Origin of the sequence: Pseudomonas iridis, from assembly GCF_017980685.1 — a bacterium.
Lineage (GTDB): Bacteria > Pseudomonadota > Gammaproteobacteria > Pseudomonadales > Pseudomonadaceae > Aquipseudomonas > Aquipseudomonas iridis.
In genome coordinates this window covers 113,525-128,642 of the sequence record NZ_JACXXO010000009.1, presented here as the reverse complement: position 1 = coordinate 128,642, position 15,118 = coordinate 113,525, and the positions used below count along the sequence as shown (strand labels likewise).

Below are 15,118 nucleotides of genomic sequence, written 5' to 3'. Positions count from 1 at the left end.
GGGAATGAGCGTGAAGATGAGCGATAACACTGTTACCCCGGCTGCCGAAACACCTGCTGGCAAACCTTCCCGGCGCTGGCCGTTGCTGTTGGTCGGACTGTGCCTGGTGGCCGGCGTGGCGGGCGGTTTTGGCTGGCTGCTGCTCAAACCCAAGGCGCCGCCGGTGGAGCTTGCCGGTGACAGGCTCGGCCTGAGCCGCCCGGATGCATTGCTGGAAACCCGCTCGCTGAGCCAGTTGCCCAAAGACCTGCTGACGGTGCCGTTCCTCAAGGCCACGCTCACCGAAGATTTCGTCTTCTACTACGAAACCCACGCCGATCGCCTCGGCTTGATCGGTAGTCTGCGCCGAATCATTTACGAGCATGATCTGAAGTTGCAGGACAGCTTGATCGAACAGCTTTTCGATCAGCCAGCCGATGTCGCGCTATGGCGCGGTGCCGATGGTCGCTTGAAGGACTTTTTGCTGGTGATGGATCGCGGGGGTTTGGCCAAACTGCTGGAGCCGCTGGCGAAAGTCGCGCTGGATGACACCCAGCTCAGCGTTTTCGGCAATCTCAAGGTTGGCAGTGACGAGGTGCCGCTGTACCAGCTGAGCTACAACGCCAGCAAATCGCTGCTGTTTGCTTCGCGCGGCGATAAACTGGTGGTGCTGTCCAATCCGGCCAAGTACTACGACCCTGAAAGCGGCGTGTCCGAGGAATCCGGTCACGTCTCGCCGCAAGCGTTGGCGGCATTGCTCAACGGCGAAAAACTGTTCCCCGAGGCTTTCGGCCTGCCAGCCAAACCCCCCGAAACCAAACAACGTCTGTCGGTCAACTCCAGCGTCCTCGCCATGGGCTACCAGCGCTTCATCCCGAACTTCGCCGGCCTGCGTTTCGACATGGACGACAAGGGCTGGCACAGCTACCTCGCCATGGACGAGCTGGAAAACCAGCCGGATTTCGATTTCAAACCGGTCTGGCAAGCCATGCCGCTGGGCGCCAGTGCCTGCGTGACCTTGCCGGTAGCCGCCGAACCGCAGAAACCGTTGCTGGTAAAACTCGGTGCCGAAGAAACCATGGCGCAGACACTCACCGAACATGTGGCGGGCGCCGCGGGCTTGTGCTGGTACGCCGATTCGCGTTTGTACACGCCCTTGCTGGTGGCCAGTCTGAAGGATGAGGACAGCAGCAAGCTCGACGGCGATCTCGGCAAACTGTTCGGTTCGATGGTCGGCGCCTTCGAGTCCAACGTCGAAGAAAAAGTATTCCCTGTAGTGGAGAAACAGGAAGGTCAGAGCCACGTCTGGCAGCGTCAAGTCAGCTCCAGCTTCGGTCCCTACGCGGCCAGGGACGCGGAGAATCCGGATGCAATCAGCGGCAAGGCTTTCATGAAGGTCAGCCTCGCCCGTCACGGCTCGACGCTGCTGTTTTCCCTCGACGACAAACTGGTCGACAAAGCCCTCGGCACCCTCGACAAACGCTTCCCGCCGATGGCCGATGTGCTGCCCAAAGACGTGCTGATGCCGATCTATTTCGGCCCGGATTCGATGGCGCAACTGATGCAGCAGGAAACCCTCGACAGCCTGCCGCAAGACATGGAACCGGTGTTCTACAACGCCGCGCAAACCTATCTGATCCCAAAACTTCGCACTCTCGGCGGCTACGGCAAATATGCCCTGACCTTGCCTGAAGGCAGCGAGCCGGATGGTCACTGGCAGTGGCTGCCGCTGGAGTGGAAAGCGCTGTGACGGCACTGATCCGCAGTCTCGGCTTACTCGCGCTTTTACTCAGCGCGGGCGCCCGAGCCATCGAAACGCCTGCGCTCGATCCTGCACAATCCCAGGTGTTCCGCGCCTGGTTCGTGCGCATCGCCCAGGAGCAACTGAGCCAGGGCCCGAGCCCGCGCTGGTATCAACAGGATTGCGCCGGGCTGGTGCGTTTCGCCGCCAACGAGGCGCTGAAAGTCCACGATGACAAATGGCTGCGCAGCAATGGCCTGTCCAATCGTTACCTGCCGCCGGAACTGTCGCTGAGCGACGATCAGCGCAAGCTCGCCCAGCAATGGCAGCAGGGCGGCGGCAAAGTCGGGCCGTACGTCAACGCAATCAAACTGATTCAGTTCAACAGTCATCTGGTCAGCCGCGACGTGTCGCAGGCGCGTCCCGGTGACCTGATGTTTTTCGATCAGGGCGACGACCAGCACCTGATGATCTGGATGGGCCGCTACATTGCCTATCACACCGGCACCACCACCCCGACTGACAACGGCATGCGTTCGGCAAGCCTGCAGCAACTCATGACATGGAAGGACACCCGATGGATACCCGACGCAGCCAACCCCAACTTCATCGGCGTCTATCGACTGAACTTTCTCTCCCAATGACCGGTGCCCGCATGTTGCGTTTACTGCCTCTGCTGTTGGTATTAGCCCTGCCATTTTCGGCAGTGAACGCCGAAGACACTGTTGAGCCGAGCGGCTACACGCCGGTGTCCGGCGAAAGCTTTTTCCTGCTCGCTGACAGCAGTTTCGCTGCCGACGAGCAGGCTATGGTTCGCCTCGAAGCGCCGGGTCGCGATTATCGGCGTTTTCGCATGGAGCCTTACGGCGGCGCCGACATTCGTGTGTATCGCATCGACAAGCCGCTGGACTTCCTCAAGCGTCAAAAGAACCTGCATCGGGTGGTCAGCGACGGTCAGTTCAAGGGCGAAGGCTTGTCCAACACCCTCGCGTACCTGTGGGACAACTGGTACCGAAAATCCCGTCGGGTGATGCAGCGAGCGTTCTCCTATGAGTCGCGCAAACAGGTTACCGAGGAAGTGCCGGAGCTGAAGATGGGCAACGCCATCGTCGCACCGACACCGTATGACGCGCAGCCGCAATTCGCGCTGATTCCGGGCTTGCCGGTGGTCAGCCAGTTCCGTTATCCGCTGTGGCAGGCCAAGCCGATACAGCCACCGGCCGGGGTCAATCTGGCCGGGTCTTCCAGCGACTTTGTCAGCGTCGCGCCGGGTAACGTTTACATTCCGCTGGGTCAGTTGAAACCGGGTCTTTATCTGGTCGAAGCGCTGATCGGCAAGTACCGCGCGACCACCATGGTCTTCGTTTCCAACACCGTGGCAGTGAGCAAGATTGCCGGTGATGAATTGCTGGTCTGGGCCGCGCGCAAACACGAAGGCAGTTCGGTGCCGAAGGTCAATGTGCTGTGGACCGACGGCCTCGGCGTGATGAGCAGTGGCGCCACTGATGCCGATGGTTTGCTGCGCCTGAAACACGTCAGCCCCGAGCGCTCTTTCGTCATCGGCGAGGACGAGGAGGGCGGTGTATTCGTCTCGGAAAACTTTTACTACGACAGCGAAATCTACGACACCAAACTCTATGCCTTCACCGACCGACCGCTGTATCGGCCAGGTGATTGGGTGTCGCTGAAAATCGTCGGTCGCGAGTTCAAGAATGCGCGGGATTCGGTGTTGCCGGGTGCCGCCGACGTCAATGTCAGCGTGCTCGACGCCACTGGTACCGAGCTGCAACGCCTTGATCTGAAACTCGATTCGAAGGCCGGTACTCAGGGGCGTTTCCAGCTGCCGGATAACGCGGTGGCGGGCGGATACGAGATTCGTTTCAACTATAAGGATCAGGCTTACAGCAGCGCCTTCCGCGTGGCTGAGTACATCAAGCCACACTTCGAGATTTCGCTGAATCTGGCCAAGCAGGATTACCGTACCGGCGAGCCGGTCAAGGGCAGTCTGGTGCTGTTGTACCCGGACGGCAAACCGGTGGCGAACGCCAAACTGACCCTGAGCCTGCGCGCGCAGCAACTGTCGATGGTCGACAACGAACTGCAATACCTCGGGCAATTCCCGGTGGAACTGACCAGCACCGAACTGACCACCGACAGCAAAGGCAACGCCACACTCGACCTGCCGGCCGCCGACAAACCGAGCCGCTACATGCTCACCGTGTTCGCCAGCGATGGCGCGGCGTATCGGGTCAAGACCACCAAGGAAATCCTCATTGACCGTGGCGCCGCGAGTTTTCGCTTGAGTGCGACGCAGCGTTTCAGTGCGGTCGGCGACAAGGTCGCGTTCAGCTACGCCAACGAGGGCGGCACCGAGCAGAGCAAAGCGGTCACGCCGAGCACTTACGACTGGGTGCGCCTGGAAGACCAGAGCACCGGCGAAGGCAAACTCGCGGCGACTGACAAAGGCTTCAGTCTGGCCTTCGAACGTCCGGGCACTTACAACCTGACGCTCAAGGATCAACACGGTCGCGTCCTCGGCGCCACCGGTCATGCGGTCACCGGTGACGGCGTCAAAGCTGTGCCGGGCACCGTCGAAATCGTCCTCGACAAACCTGAGTACAAGGCCGGCGATGAAGCGCTGGCGCTGATCACCTTCCCTGAGCCGGTCAATGATGCACTGCTGTCGCTGGAGCGCGACAAGGTCGAAGCCACCGCGCTGCTGGCCAAGGGCGGCGACTGGTTGAAACTGGAAAAACTCAGCGACACCCAATACCGCGCACGCATTGCGGTGAAGGATAACTTCGCACCGAACCTGACCTTCTCCGTGCTGTACACCAAGAGCGGTCAGTACAGTTTCCAGAATGCCGGGATCAAAGTGATCGCGCCGCAAATCGACGTGGCGATCAGCACCGACAAGCAGGTGTATCTGCCGGGTGACACGGTGACCGTCGACCTGACTACGCAGTTCGCCGGTAAAGCAGTTCCGGCGCATCTGACGGTGAGTGTTGTCGACGAAATGGTTTACGCGTTGCAGCCGGAAGTCGCGCCGACCATCGACCAGTTCTTCTACCATCCACGGCGCAACAACGTGCGCACCAGCGCCAGCCTGTCGTTCATCAGTTACGACGTCGCGCTGCCGGGCAGCCCTGGTGCGCCGGGCAAAGCCAACCGCAGTGAACGTGGCGTAAAAGTGCTGGAGCGGCCGCGTCGTGAAGACGTCGATACCGCCGCGTGGCAACCGGAATTGCTGACCGGTGCCGACGGCAAAACCCGCTTCACCTTCAAGATGCCCGACTCGCTGACCCGCTGGCGCATCACCGCTCGCGCCATCGCCGATGACGGTCAGGTCGGTCAGAAGAAGCAGTTTGTCCGCTCGGAAAAACTGCTGTACCTGAAGTGGAGCGGGCCGAGCAAATTCCGTAAGGGCGATCAGCCACAACTCGGTATTTTCGCGTTCAGCCAAGCCGAGAAACCGGTCAAGGCTGAGCTGGTCACCCACTACGCCGGCACCGAACAACGCCTGCCGGTGACCCTGAACAACGGCATCAACTACCTGCCGCTGCCGGCGTTAGCATTGGCTTCCGGCGAGTGGACGGCGGAGTTGGTGCAGGACGGCAAAACCGCTGATTCTCTGGCCGTGCGCTTGAGCGCAACCGGTGACGGCTGGCAAATGACGCAGACGCAAAGCCTCGACGTGGCCAGCGGCGACACAGCGCTGAGCTTGCCTGCGGACGCGACCGACATTCGTCTGCGTCTGGATGACAGTCCGCAAGCGCTGTTCCGTTCGGCGCTCGATGATCTGCTCAGCTACCCGTACGGCGGAGTCGAGCAGACCGCCAGTCGCCTGTTGCCGCTGAGCATTGCCTATCCTTCGCTGGCATCGAGCCCGCAGATCCGCGATCGCTTGCGTCTGATCATGCAGAACAGCCGTCTGCGTCTGGTGCAAATGGCCGGGCCGTCGGCGAGCTTCACCTGGTGGGGCTACGACGGTGAGCCCGATGCGTTCCTCACCGCGTACGCTTACTTCGCCGACTGGAATGCCAGCCAGGTACTGGATCTGACGCTGCCGCCGGAGCATTGGCAGCGGGTGTTGGAGGTTTACGCCAAACAGGCGCCGAACACGCCGTTGCTGCAACGGGCGTTGATTCTGTCGTTCGCCAAGCAGATGCATTTGCCGGTGAACACGCTGCTGACGGGGTTGATGGAAGATCTGGCGAAGGCGGGTGAAAGCAATGCCGAAACCCTGATCGATGATGGCGTAGACAGCCTGGTGATGAGCGATCCGGATTCGGCACTCGGTCTGGCGGCGGCGCGAGTGTTGACCGCATCGCTGGCCACACAGGCTAAAGTCGCGTTGCCTGACGCATTCAATCGTCAGGTGGGTGCTGCGCAACAGCGTCTGTCGGTCAGTTCGCAGCCGTTTGTCGAAGCGCTGAATCTGTCGCTACAACCGTTCGATCAGGCTCGCGCGCAAGCCTTGCTGCAACGCCTGTTGCCGCAGCAATCGACGCTCGAGCGCGCACTGGCGCTGACCTGGCTGCAACGCAGCATCGCCCAGGCTTCGCCGACCATTGCGCTGACGCCGGGTGAGGGCTGGAAGAAAAGCTACGGTGCCAGTGGCGAGATGTTCTGGACGTGGCAGGGGGCGACGCCGGTGCCGAGCGTGTTGACGGTTTCTGGTACTCAGGAGCGTCCGCTGCGCGCGGCGCTGAGTTTCCAGACTCAACAGCCAGCCATCGAGCCAATGGCCGTGACCATCACCCGGCGTCTGTCGCGACTGGTGCCGGGCGATGAAGCGTTCACCTTCAAACTGGAGCCGGTCGGCACTAAGCCGTTGTCCAGCGACAGTCTGTACCTGGACGAAGTGATCCTCACCAGCAAGGCACCGAAACCGCTGCGCTACGGCATGCTCGAAGTGCCGCTGCCACCGGGCGCCGATGTCGAGCGCACAACGTGGGGTATCAAGTTGCAGGGCAAGGACGGCACCGAACCGACCGCACTTGAGAAAGCGCGTTTTGAGCCGGGACAACTGGCCTACGCGGTGCCGGTGGATGCGCTGAGTGGCGAATTGCGCCTGCGCCATCTGGTGCGTTTCTCGCAGAAGGGCCAGTTCAATTTGCCGCCGGTGCGTTTCACCCAGGTCTACGCGCCGCAACATCAGGCTCAGGAAGCGAAAGCCGCCCTCGGTCAGGTCACGGTCAACTGACATGAAGCGGCCGCTGCTGTGGCTGATGTTGTGTGTGATTCCCGCGCTGGCAACAGCGCAGGATGAGCCTTTGCGCGTGGCCTACAAGGGTGAATTGTTGTCGTTGAGCCAGACGCAACTGATCGCTCGCGAGCCGTTGCCGCCTTCGCTGGATGCGCCGCTGGGCAGTCTGTGGAAGCTGTTTGTTTATGCGTGGCTGGTGGATACCGGCGCTCGCGAGCCCGCTTATGAATGTCGCGGACAGTCGAAGGAAGAGGTTTATTGCTGCAGCGCTGGCGGCAAGATTGAACGTGATCAGGCGTTGGTGAAATCGTGTGGGTTGTATTTCGAGCCTGCGCGGTTGGGGATTTCTTCTACCGATTGGCGCGCGTATTGGCAGGCGCGGCAGGGACCGTCGTGGTTGCTGGATCTGCCATTGGTGCAACCAGCCACGCGAGTTTCTGTGGCTGATTTGTTGAAGGTGTTGTCTTCGCTGCCAGCTCAAGACCAGATGCGCCGCGTGTTGCTTGATGTCGTTCTGAATGCGGCGGATGGCAACGTTGTTGGTGAATTGGGCGGGCGCTTGCGGGTGAAAACCTGGAGCTGGCTCGGCGATCAGGACCCACAATCGCGACAGGGTGGATTTGCCGGTTGGACGGTGGATGGCTCGCCGGTTTGGGCGGGAGGGCGTGGCACCAGCCAAATGGTTCTACGAAATTACGGTCAGGCACTGGCGGCGGTGTTGCCAACGGTCTGGCCAGCAGAGACGGGCCGTTGTGTCGAGGTCGGGCTGTTCTCGCGCTATCCGGTGTTACGTGTTTTGGCTGGCGAGCGGGCGGTAACTTCCGGCCCGTTGCAGGGCGATTACCGCGTCGAATTCGCTAACGGCAATGCGCTGGATATCCACAGCGACGGCGAACTGTTTCTGCTCAACAACAAACTCGTCGCCAGGCTTGATCGCGAAGAATACGTCGCCCGCGTGCTGGATCGCGAAGCCAAACCCGAACCCGCAGAAGCCGCCAAAGCGCTGGCCGTGGCGATCCGCACCTACTTGCTGCAAAACGCTGCGCGTAGCGGCGATTGCCTGAGCATAGATGACAGCAGCACCCGCCAACGCGTCGCCCCGCGTCCGGCCTCGGCGGAGTCTCGCAGTATCGCCGCATGGACGGCCGATCTGGTGCTGGCCGGCAGTATTGTCACCTATCACTCAGACCAACCCGGCCCGGACAAACTCGCTTGGCAACAAGCCGTCGAGCAGGCCAATGCTGGTCAGCGCTACGACGCGATTCTGCTCCACGCCTATCCGCGCGCCAGCCTCAGCCGTTGGGACAACCCAGTCGCCTCCTGCGAAGCACTGCCCGCCGCCCAAGACTGGCTGCAAAAGCAACGACGCGGCTGGCGCCCGAAGCTGGAAAGCGAAACCGGCTACAACGAAGTCAGCACGTTCGCCGTGTGCAAACTGGCTTTTGGCAGACCCTTCGTCGACCGCGAGGGCCAGCGAATCTATGTGCGCGGCGTACTCACCCTGCAGGACCGCCTCGACCTCACCCACGAATATCTGCACCTGGCTTTTGAAGCACATCCCAACGGCCAGGACGAAACCTACATCGAAGGGCTCGCCCGTCACCTCTTGCTGGAATAGACCATGACACTCCGTTATCCACAGGTCTTGCTGCTGCTCTGCACGTTGATCGCGCTATCGCCGGCCATCGCCGCCGACAGCGTTAAACTCGACACCCCCGTCGGCGGCTGGCGCAGCGGCGCGCCGCAAGGAGAGGGCGAAAGCTTCCGCCAGACCGTCAACTACCCAGCCTCCTCGGTGAACACCCCGATCGGCCAAGCCAACACCGCACGCATCAGCGGCGAAATCAAAGCTACACCGAAGAGCCCAGAGCCCGGCCGCCTTATCGTCAACGGCGTCAGCATGCCGCTGAAAATCGACGACGCCGGCCGCTTCGACCGCCCATTCTCCTTCCCCAACGGCAGCAACAGCGTCGAAGTCCGCAGCCCTGACGGCAAACAACGCCACCGCACCCAGTTCCTCAACACCAGCGGCGGCGCCACCCCGGCCAAACTGCGCGTCCTGCTCGCGTGGGACAGCGATGGCACCGACCTCGACCTGCATCTCGTCACCCCCGACGGCGGCCACATCTGGTACGGCAACCGCACCGCCCCCAACGGCGGCGCCCTCGACGTCGACGTCACCACCGGCTACGGCCCGGAAATCTTCGCCATGCCGGCGCCGATCAAGGGGCAGTATCTGGTGTATGTGAATTACTACGGCGGCGGGTATCGCGCAGATGACGAAGGTGGGGATGAAGCCGGGCAGGCGCTGACGACGGCGCAGGTGACGGTGATTACCGAAGAAGGCACGCCGAGCGAGAAGATGGAGACTTTTTTGATCCCGATGCGGACGGCGGGGGAGTTGACGTTGGTTAAGGCGTTTAGTTATCCGTGAGGGAATTGGGCTGCGGGTTGCTGCCCAATTTCAGGTCGCAGACATTGGACCGACTCAGGGCAGGAGCGAAAGACGGTCCTGCGCAACCTCGTAAGCAGCTTCTCTCTCTCGCTTCCCGATTGCGATTACGAACACCACAATCTCTTGATCAAGGACCTGATAGATCAGGCGATAGCCAGCGCTTTTCAGCTTCACTTTGTAGCAATCCGGGAGCTCGCGAAGTCGATTGGCTTCTATTCGAGGATTCTCCAATACCTCTGTGAGCTTCTTCTTGAACTGGTGGCGAACCGTATCGCCGAGTTTGTTCCATTCCTTTAAAGCACGATGATCAAATTCAAGGTTATAGGTCATCCAGACTTACCTTGACTCGTTGAGGTGCAGCGAGACGTTCGGTGACTACGGCTATGAGTACTTCATCTTCCTCGCTAAGCAATGCTGCTTTGAACGGTAGCTTGCCTCGCTCGGCGACGTATTGGAGTGTCTGGCGCAAAAGCTCTGAGGGGGTTACTCCCAGCTTTTCCAGTTCGGCGAAGGAGCGCTGCTTCAGATCATCGTCGATGCGAATGTTTATGGAGGCCATGATGAAATACCTGTAATGACGTTTGTCGTTACGATAGCAAGGGGCTCTTCTGTTCGACAAGCGCGAATTTATGTTACAGACGGTAGGCCGGGTTTATTTCAGGCATTAAAAAGCCGGCTTGTGGCCGGCTTCTCGGGGACTGGCTTGGCCTATTTTTGGTAAGCCTTGCCAGCCTTCAAAACGTACACCCGGATCTGCGTCCGGCTGTGGGACTTGGTCAGACGTTGGTCTGCCGCGTCGGGCGTCATCTGAGCCGCGGGAGCGGGGCGATGCGCAAATGTGGGGCGCAGGATACTGAGTTTTGCTTTGGATTCCCAGTGTGAAGTGCGGGTTAGAGCGATCTCGCTGGCAAAAAATCAAGATTTGTACCGGATATAAGGGCCTCATCGCCAGCAGGCTGGCTCCCACAGGTTCGGTGTGAGGCAAAGTCAGCCAAACCAACTCAGAGAAACGGCACCACCGGCCGCCGTTTGCTCAGCGTCGACCACCAGAACACCCAACCCAATATATGGATCCGCTGCTCTTCGATTTGTGCGGGGCGGAAGACTTCGTCCGGGTATTCGGCACTGTTGTGGCTGCGCAGTCGCAGGCCGTTGCCGGGCATGCGATGCAGGTATTTGATGCGTAGCATGCCGTCGTGTTCGATGGCGTAGATTTCGCCGTCGACGACTTGGGTGAGGCCGCGGTCGATGGCGACGATGGAACCGTCATCGATGCGGTCGGCCATGCTGTTGCCGATCATGTGTGCGCAGATAGCGTCGCCAGGGCGGATTTCCAGTTGATCGAGGTGCGCGCGCGGCAGGCGGATGGACAGGTCCGGGTCCTGAATGACGTGGGTTTTTCCAGAGCCGTTGGTCTGCGGTGTTTCTTTGAAGAACGCCAGATCAATGTCGTTGGGGTCAATGACGGTGTAGACGCCACGGATGGCCTGGGCGTCGAAGGTGTCGCCGTTGCTCGCAGGCGGGGTCAGGCTTGGTATCTCTTTTGTGCCTTCGCCGGTTTTCAGCCATTCGCTGTTGACGGACAACAGGCGTGAGACTTCTTCCATGCGATACGCCGGGACGCCCCGGGTGTACCAGTTGTGGACATTTTGGGCTTCCGTGCCCCAGAACTTTGCGAAACCCGTGGTGGAGATGTTCGCTTTTTCCAGGAGTGCCTTGAATCTTGGACCGCTAGTGTTCTTTCTCATAAACACGGAGTCTACGGCCGTGCTAGAGGGGTTTGAATAAACTTGGCGTTCAAAAACGGGCTGAATTTTGCGACTGGATGTAAGACGTTCTTGTGGGAAATTAAACAAGTTAAAACCGTGTCGCGTGGAGTTTAAACAATCCGTTTAAGAGGGATGTTCTCGCACATAAAAAACCCCGGATCGACCGGGGTTTTATCCAAGCGTCACGCAGGTTGCATGGACTCAGCCTTTGTAGGCAGCAACCGACTTGGTGATCGCTTCGCGGGCGGCGTCTGCACCGGCCCAGCCTTCGATCTTGACCCATTTGCCTTTTTCGAGATCTTTGTAGTTCGCAAAGAAGTGCTCGATCTGCTGGATCAGCAGCGGTGGCAGGTCGGTGTATTCCTTCACGTCGACGTACAGCTGGGACAGCTTGTCGTGTGGCACTGCGATAACTTTGGCATCGCCGCCGCCGTCGTCGGTCATGTTCAGGACGCCGACCGGGCGAGCGCGGATTACCGAGCCTGGCGCAACCGGGTAAGGGGTTACGACCAGCACGTCGAGGGGATCACCGTCGTCAGCCAGGGTGTTCGGGATGAAACCGTAGTTGGCCGGGTAGAACATTGGGGTGGCCATGAAACGGTCAACGAACAGGCAATCGCTGTCTTTGTCGATTTCGTATTTGATCGGCGCGTGGTTGGCCGGGATCTCGATCGCGACGTAGATGTCGTTCGGCAGGTCTTTGCCAGCCGGAATCTTGCTGTAGCTCATTGGGCGTTGCCCCCGTAGTTGACCAAAAACACTTGGCCGGATTGACCAAAAAGTGGCGGCGATTATAGGCATATTCTGCCGTCGACGCCATGAACCTAAAGTCGTGCAGAACTTAGTCGTGCGCCTGATAGACCGGGTCGCTGGCCTGAAGTTGCCGCAACCTGCCCAACGGGTCCTGCCGATAGAAAAGCTGCAGTTGCGCGTAGACCTGCGGATAAGCCTCGTGCAGCAGATCCGGGGCGCTGAAGAAGTATTCGCTGGTGACGGCGAAGAACTCGGCCGGGTTCTCGGCGGCGTAGGGATCGATGGCGGTTTCTGCGTCGGGATTGTCGTCGAGCTGGCGGTTGAGATCGTCGTAAGCCGTCTGCATCACATCGGCCCAGTCACTGACGCGCATGTCGGTGTGCAGCGGCGGCAGACCGTTGGCGTCGCCGTTAAGCATGTCGAGTTTGTGCGCCAGTTCGTGAATCACCAGGTTGTAGCCTTCCCAGCCACCACTGGCCATCACGCCCGGCCAGGCGAGGATGATCGGCCCCTGCTGCCAGGCTTCACCACTGTGTTCGCCGTCCCATTCGTGCTCGACGCCACTGGCATCGCGGTGACGCTGTGGGCTGAGGAAGTCGTCGGGATAGAGGACGATTTCGTGAAAACCCTGATACCAGTTCAGATCGCCCAGATGCAAAAGCGGTAATTGTGCCTGGGCGGCGAGCAGCAGGCGTTGCTCCTGATGCAATTCGACGCCGGGCAGGGCGCTCAGGTGTTTGTCTTCGAGAAACAGCACACAGGCTTCGCGCAGCCACTGATCTTCAGCGGGCGTGATGCCATCAAGAAAGCTCAGGTGATGGCGCACCCGTTGCCACATCTCGTCGGCAATCGGGTGCCTGGCCAGAATGCGCCGGCGGCGCCAGGCGCTCAGCGACCACATCGGCTTAGTGCGATTGGACTTTGGTGCCGCCAAAACGGCTGCGCACCACGCCGATGATCATCGGAATCAGCGACAGCAGAATGATGGCGACCACCAGCAACGACAGGTTTTTCTTGATGAACGGTACGTTGCCGAAGAAGTAACCCAGGGTCACCAGTCCGCCCACCCAGAGGATGGTGCCCAACACGCTGAAACCGAAGAAACGCGGGTACGGCATCCGCGCTACACCGGCGACGAACGGTGCGAAAGTCCGGATGATTGGCAGGAAGCGCGCCAGAGTCACGGTTTTGCCGCCGTGCTTGTCATAGAAATCGTGGGTCTTTTGCAGATAGTCGCGGCGGAAGATTTTCGAATTCGGGTTGCTGAACAGCTTTTCGCCAGCCGTTCGCCCGATGACGTAGTTGGTGCTGTCGCCCAGGATCGCAGCGAGCATCAGCAGACCGCCCAACAGCACCGGGTCCATGCCGCCGCCAGCCGCAACAGCGCCGGCAATGAACAGCAGTGAATCGCCAGGCAGGAACGGCATCACCACCAGACCGGTTTCACAGAAAATCACCAGGAACAGGATGGCGTAGATCCACGGCCCGTAGTTGTTCACCAGCAAGTCGAGATAAACGTCGAGATGCAGGATAAGGTCGAGCGGATTGAAATCCATGGGGGCACCTGTATGGCGGCCCTACTCAGTGGGCCTGTGCGGATGACTTCGTGTAAGCCTACAGCGGGATGTAGTTTTTCTTACAAGCCGGGAAGATCGGGATTATACGGTTTGAATGATGACGCGCGTGTTGGTTTTGTAGCGCGGGATGTCGAGGTGTGAGGAATTGTCAGAGATAAGGAGTTATGAGGGCGTGAGTTTTTGTGGCGAGGGAGCTCCCCTGGCCACAAATAGACTCGTCAAACTGGCGTTATAGCTCGTCGCTGATCGGCAGCACGTAGTTCTTGAACTCGGTGTCTTCCTTGAAGCCAATCGATTCGTAGGTTTTCTGCGCCACTTCGTTGTTGGCACTGGTGGAGACGCGCATGCGCACGGCCTGGGTTTCCTTGGCCATTTTCTTCGCGGTACGGATCAGGTTGTCGGCGACCAGTTGGCGCCGAGCGTCTTCGGCGACGTAGATGTCGTTGAGGATCCACACGCGTTTGAGCGACAGCGAGGAGAAGCTCGGATACAGCTGACAGAAGCCCATCAGCTTTTTGTCGTCATCATCGGCCAGAGCCAGATAGATCACCGACTCTTTGCGGCGCAGGCGTTTTTCGAGAAACGCGCGGGAGGAATCCGGGTAAGGCAGGGAACCGTAGAACTCGCGATACTTGACGAACAACGGCGTCAACAAATCCAGATGTTCGAGGGTCGCTTGAATAATCCGCATGATAGGTCTCGTCTTCAAGTGGCTGTCTTCAACTGCTCTGACGGCGATGGGAAACCCTGGCGGCCGTGCGTCGATCCTGCCTTAAACCAGCGCAGAAACGCAATGCGGAAACGGTTCAGGCTGGGGGCGGATCGAGTAGGAAGTTTCCTTTCATGTCCGCTCCAGCGTCCGACTCCAGCGTCTGAACCTGTGCTTCGTCCTTCAGGTTGACCCCCGACAGCTGTCGCCGACAGGCTTCGCGCATCAGGTACAGCAAGCGATGCGCCGCCATGCCGTAGCTCAAGCCTTCAAGCCGTACGTTGGAAATGCAATTGCGATGGGCATCGGTCAATCCGATTTTTGGATTGTAGGTGAAATACAAACCGAGGCTGTCCGGCGAACTGAGGCCAGGGCGTTCGCCAATCAGCATGACAACCATTTTAGCGCCGAGCAGTTGACCGATCTCGTCGCCAACGGCAACGCGACCCTGTTCTACCAGAACGATTGGGGCAATCGACCAGCCGTCGCCGCCCATTTGCTCTTCCAGCCGGAGCAGAAACGGCAGCGTATGCCGATGCACCGCCAGCGCCGACAGACCGTCAGCCACGACAATCGCCAGATCGACGCCGCCCGGGTGGGTCGCTGCATAATCGCGCAGGGCCTGCGCGGACTCATCGCTGAGCTTGCGTCCCAGATCCGGACGTTGCAGGTAGCTGTTGCGGTCCACCGCTGCGCTGTGCAAAAGCAGGCTTTCGCGCCCACGCTCACTCAGTTGTGCACTGAGTCCGGCATGATCGAAAGGCAGATGCACCGCATCCCGCGCCTGAGCGTGGGCGTACTGGAAGTCCAGTTGCGCGCTGGTTGGCAGGCTGGTGCCTGTGCGGCCGAGGGCGATTCGGGCTGGCGTCAGGCGACGCAGTTCCAGCCATGGGTTTTGTGGGTCGACAGGCGGTTTATCCATCAGG

13 protein-coding genes are annotated in these 15,118 nt (G+C 59.9%); 5 read left to right on the top strand and 8 right to left on the bottom strand.

The annotated features are described in order from the left end of the window. Positions 1-16 precede the first annotated feature (16 nt). From IEQ42_RS16515 to IEQ42_RS16495, 5 genes are read left to right on the top strand one after another with little or no spacing between them, the layout of a single operon-like run. Positions 17-1,729: a DUF2138 domain-containing protein gene (locus tag IEQ42_RS16515; RefSeq protein ID WP_210704197.1), complete on the top strand. Its 1,713-nt coding sequence runs from the start codon at positions 17-19 to the stop codon at positions 1,727-1,729. Then, positions 1,726-2,364, top strand: a complete 639-nt coding sequence (locus tag IEQ42_RS16510; RefSeq protein ID WP_210704196.1) for a DUF1175 domain-containing protein — start codon at positions 1,726-1,728, stop codon at positions 2,362-2,364. The genes IEQ42_RS16515 and IEQ42_RS16510 overlap by 4 nt, the downstream gene beginning before the upstream one ends. After that, a complete protein-coding gene (locus tag IEQ42_RS16505; protein WP_210704195.1) occupies positions 2,361-6,926 on the top strand; it encodes an alpha-2-macroglobulin family protein in 4,566 nt (1,521 codons plus the stop codon). Before IEQ42_RS16510 ends, IEQ42_RS16505 begins: the two co-directional genes overlap by 4 nt. A 1-nt stretch (position 6,927) precedes the next feature. Then, a complete protein-coding gene (locus IEQ42_RS16500; protein WP_210704194.1) occupies positions 6,928-8,547 on the top strand; it encodes a DUF2300 domain-containing protein in 1,620 nt (539 codons plus the stop codon). Positions 8,548-8,550: 3 nt separating this feature from the next. Continuing rightward, positions 8,551-9,363 carry a YfaP family protein gene (locus IEQ42_RS16495; protein ID WP_210704193.1) on the top strand — a complete coding sequence of 271 codons (813 nt, stop codon included), beginning with the start codon at positions 8,551-8,553 and terminating at the stop codon, positions 9,361-9,363. Positions 9,364-9,417: 54 nt separating this feature from the next. Here IEQ42_RS16495 and IEQ42_RS16490 read toward each other — a convergent pair whose 3' ends face one another. The 8 genes from IEQ42_RS16490 to eutC form a co-directional block, all read right to left on the bottom strand. Then, positions 9,418-9,714, bottom strand: coding sequence for a type II toxin-antitoxin system RelE family toxin (locus IEQ42_RS16490; RefSeq protein WP_210704192.1), 297 nt, complete (start codon positions 9,712-9,714; stop codon positions 9,418-9,420). Beyond that, positions 9,704-9,943 (bottom strand): type II toxin-antitoxin system RelB/DinJ family antitoxin, encoded by a 240-nt coding sequence (locus IEQ42_RS16485; protein WP_016984130.1) that lies wholly within the window; start codon positions 9,941-9,943, stop codon positions 9,704-9,706. The genes IEQ42_RS16490 and IEQ42_RS16485 overlap by 11 nt, the downstream gene beginning before the upstream one ends. Before the next feature lie 442 nt (positions 9,944-10,385). Beyond that, entirely contained in the window at positions 10,386-11,132 is a 747-nt protein-coding gene (locus IEQ42_RS16480) for a S24 family peptidase (RefSeq protein WP_210704191.1), read from the bottom strand. A gap of 222 nt (positions 11,133-11,354) precedes the next feature. Further along, a complete protein-coding gene (gene ppa / locus IEQ42_RS16475; RefSeq protein ID WP_045881121.1) occupies positions 11,355-11,882 on the bottom strand; it encodes an inorganic diphosphatase in 528 nt (175 codons plus the stop codon). Between the two features lie 112 nt (positions 11,883-11,994). Further along, complete coding sequence (locus IEQ42_RS16470) at positions 11,995-12,807, bottom strand: M90 family metallopeptidase (protein WP_210704190.1); 813 nt, start codon at positions 12,805-12,807, stop codon at positions 11,995-11,997. Between the two features lie 4 nt (positions 12,808-12,811). Then, the gene (locus IEQ42_RS16465) at positions 12,812-13,462 is read right to left on the bottom strand and encodes a DedA family protein (RefSeq protein WP_042561272.1); all 651 of its coding nucleotides are present in this window, start codon (positions 13,460-13,462) and stop codon (positions 12,812-12,814) included. A 250-nt stretch (positions 13,463-13,712) separates the two neighbouring features. Further along, positions 13,713-14,174, bottom strand: a complete 462-nt coding sequence (locus IEQ42_RS16460) for a GNAT family N-acetyltransferase (RefSeq protein WP_016773002.1) — start codon at positions 14,172-14,174, stop codon at positions 13,713-13,715. A gap of 115 nt (positions 14,175-14,289) precedes the next feature. Then, positions 14,290-15,117 (bottom strand): ethanolamine ammonia-lyase subunit EutC, encoded by an 828-nt coding sequence (eutC, locus tag IEQ42_RS16455; RefSeq protein ID WP_395593812.1) that lies wholly within the window; start codon positions 15,115-15,117, stop codon positions 14,290-14,292. Position 15,118: the final 1 nt, after the last annotated feature.

Coding starts and splice junctions, on each gene's coding strand:
- ppa (WP_045881121.1), bottom strand. CDS start 11,882: ATGAGCTACAGCAAGATTCCGGCTGGCAAAGACCTGCCGAACGACATC.
- IEQ42_RS16500 (WP_210704194.1), top strand. CDS start 6,928: ATGAAGCGGCCGCTGCTGTGGCTGATGTTGTGTGTGATTCCCGCGCTG.
- IEQ42_RS16505 (WP_210704195.1), top strand. CDS start 2,361: ATGACCGGTGCCCGCATGTTGCGTTTACTGCCTCTGCTGTTGGTATTA.
- IEQ42_RS16460 (WP_016773002.1), bottom strand. CDS start 14,174: ATGCGGATTATTCAAGCGACCCTCGAACATCTGGATTTGTTGACGCCG.
- IEQ42_RS16490 (WP_210704192.1), bottom strand. CDS start 9,714: ATGACCTATAACCTTGAATTTGATCATCGTGCTTTAAAGGAATGGAAC.
- IEQ42_RS16480 (WP_210704191.1), bottom strand. CDS start 11,132: ATGAGAAAGAACACTAGCGGTCCAAGATTCAAGGCACTCCTGGAAAAA.
- IEQ42_RS16485 (WP_016984130.1), bottom strand. CDS start 9,943: ATGGCCTCCATAAACATTCGCATCGACGATGATCTGAAGCAGCGCTCC.
- IEQ42_RS16495 (WP_210704193.1), top strand. CDS start 8,551: ATGACACTCCGTTATCCACAGGTCTTGCTGCTGCTCTGCACGTTGATC.
- IEQ42_RS16465 (WP_042561272.1), bottom strand. CDS start 13,462: ATGGATTTCAATCCGCTCGACCTTATCCTGCATCTCGACGTTTATCTC.
- IEQ42_RS16470 (WP_210704190.1), bottom strand. CDS start 12,807: ATGTGGTCGCTGAGCGCCTGGCGCCGCCGGCGCATTCTGGCCAGGCAC.
- IEQ42_RS16515 (WP_210704197.1), top strand. CDS start 17: ATGAGCGATAACACTGTTACCCCGGCTGCCGAAACACCTGCTGGCAAA.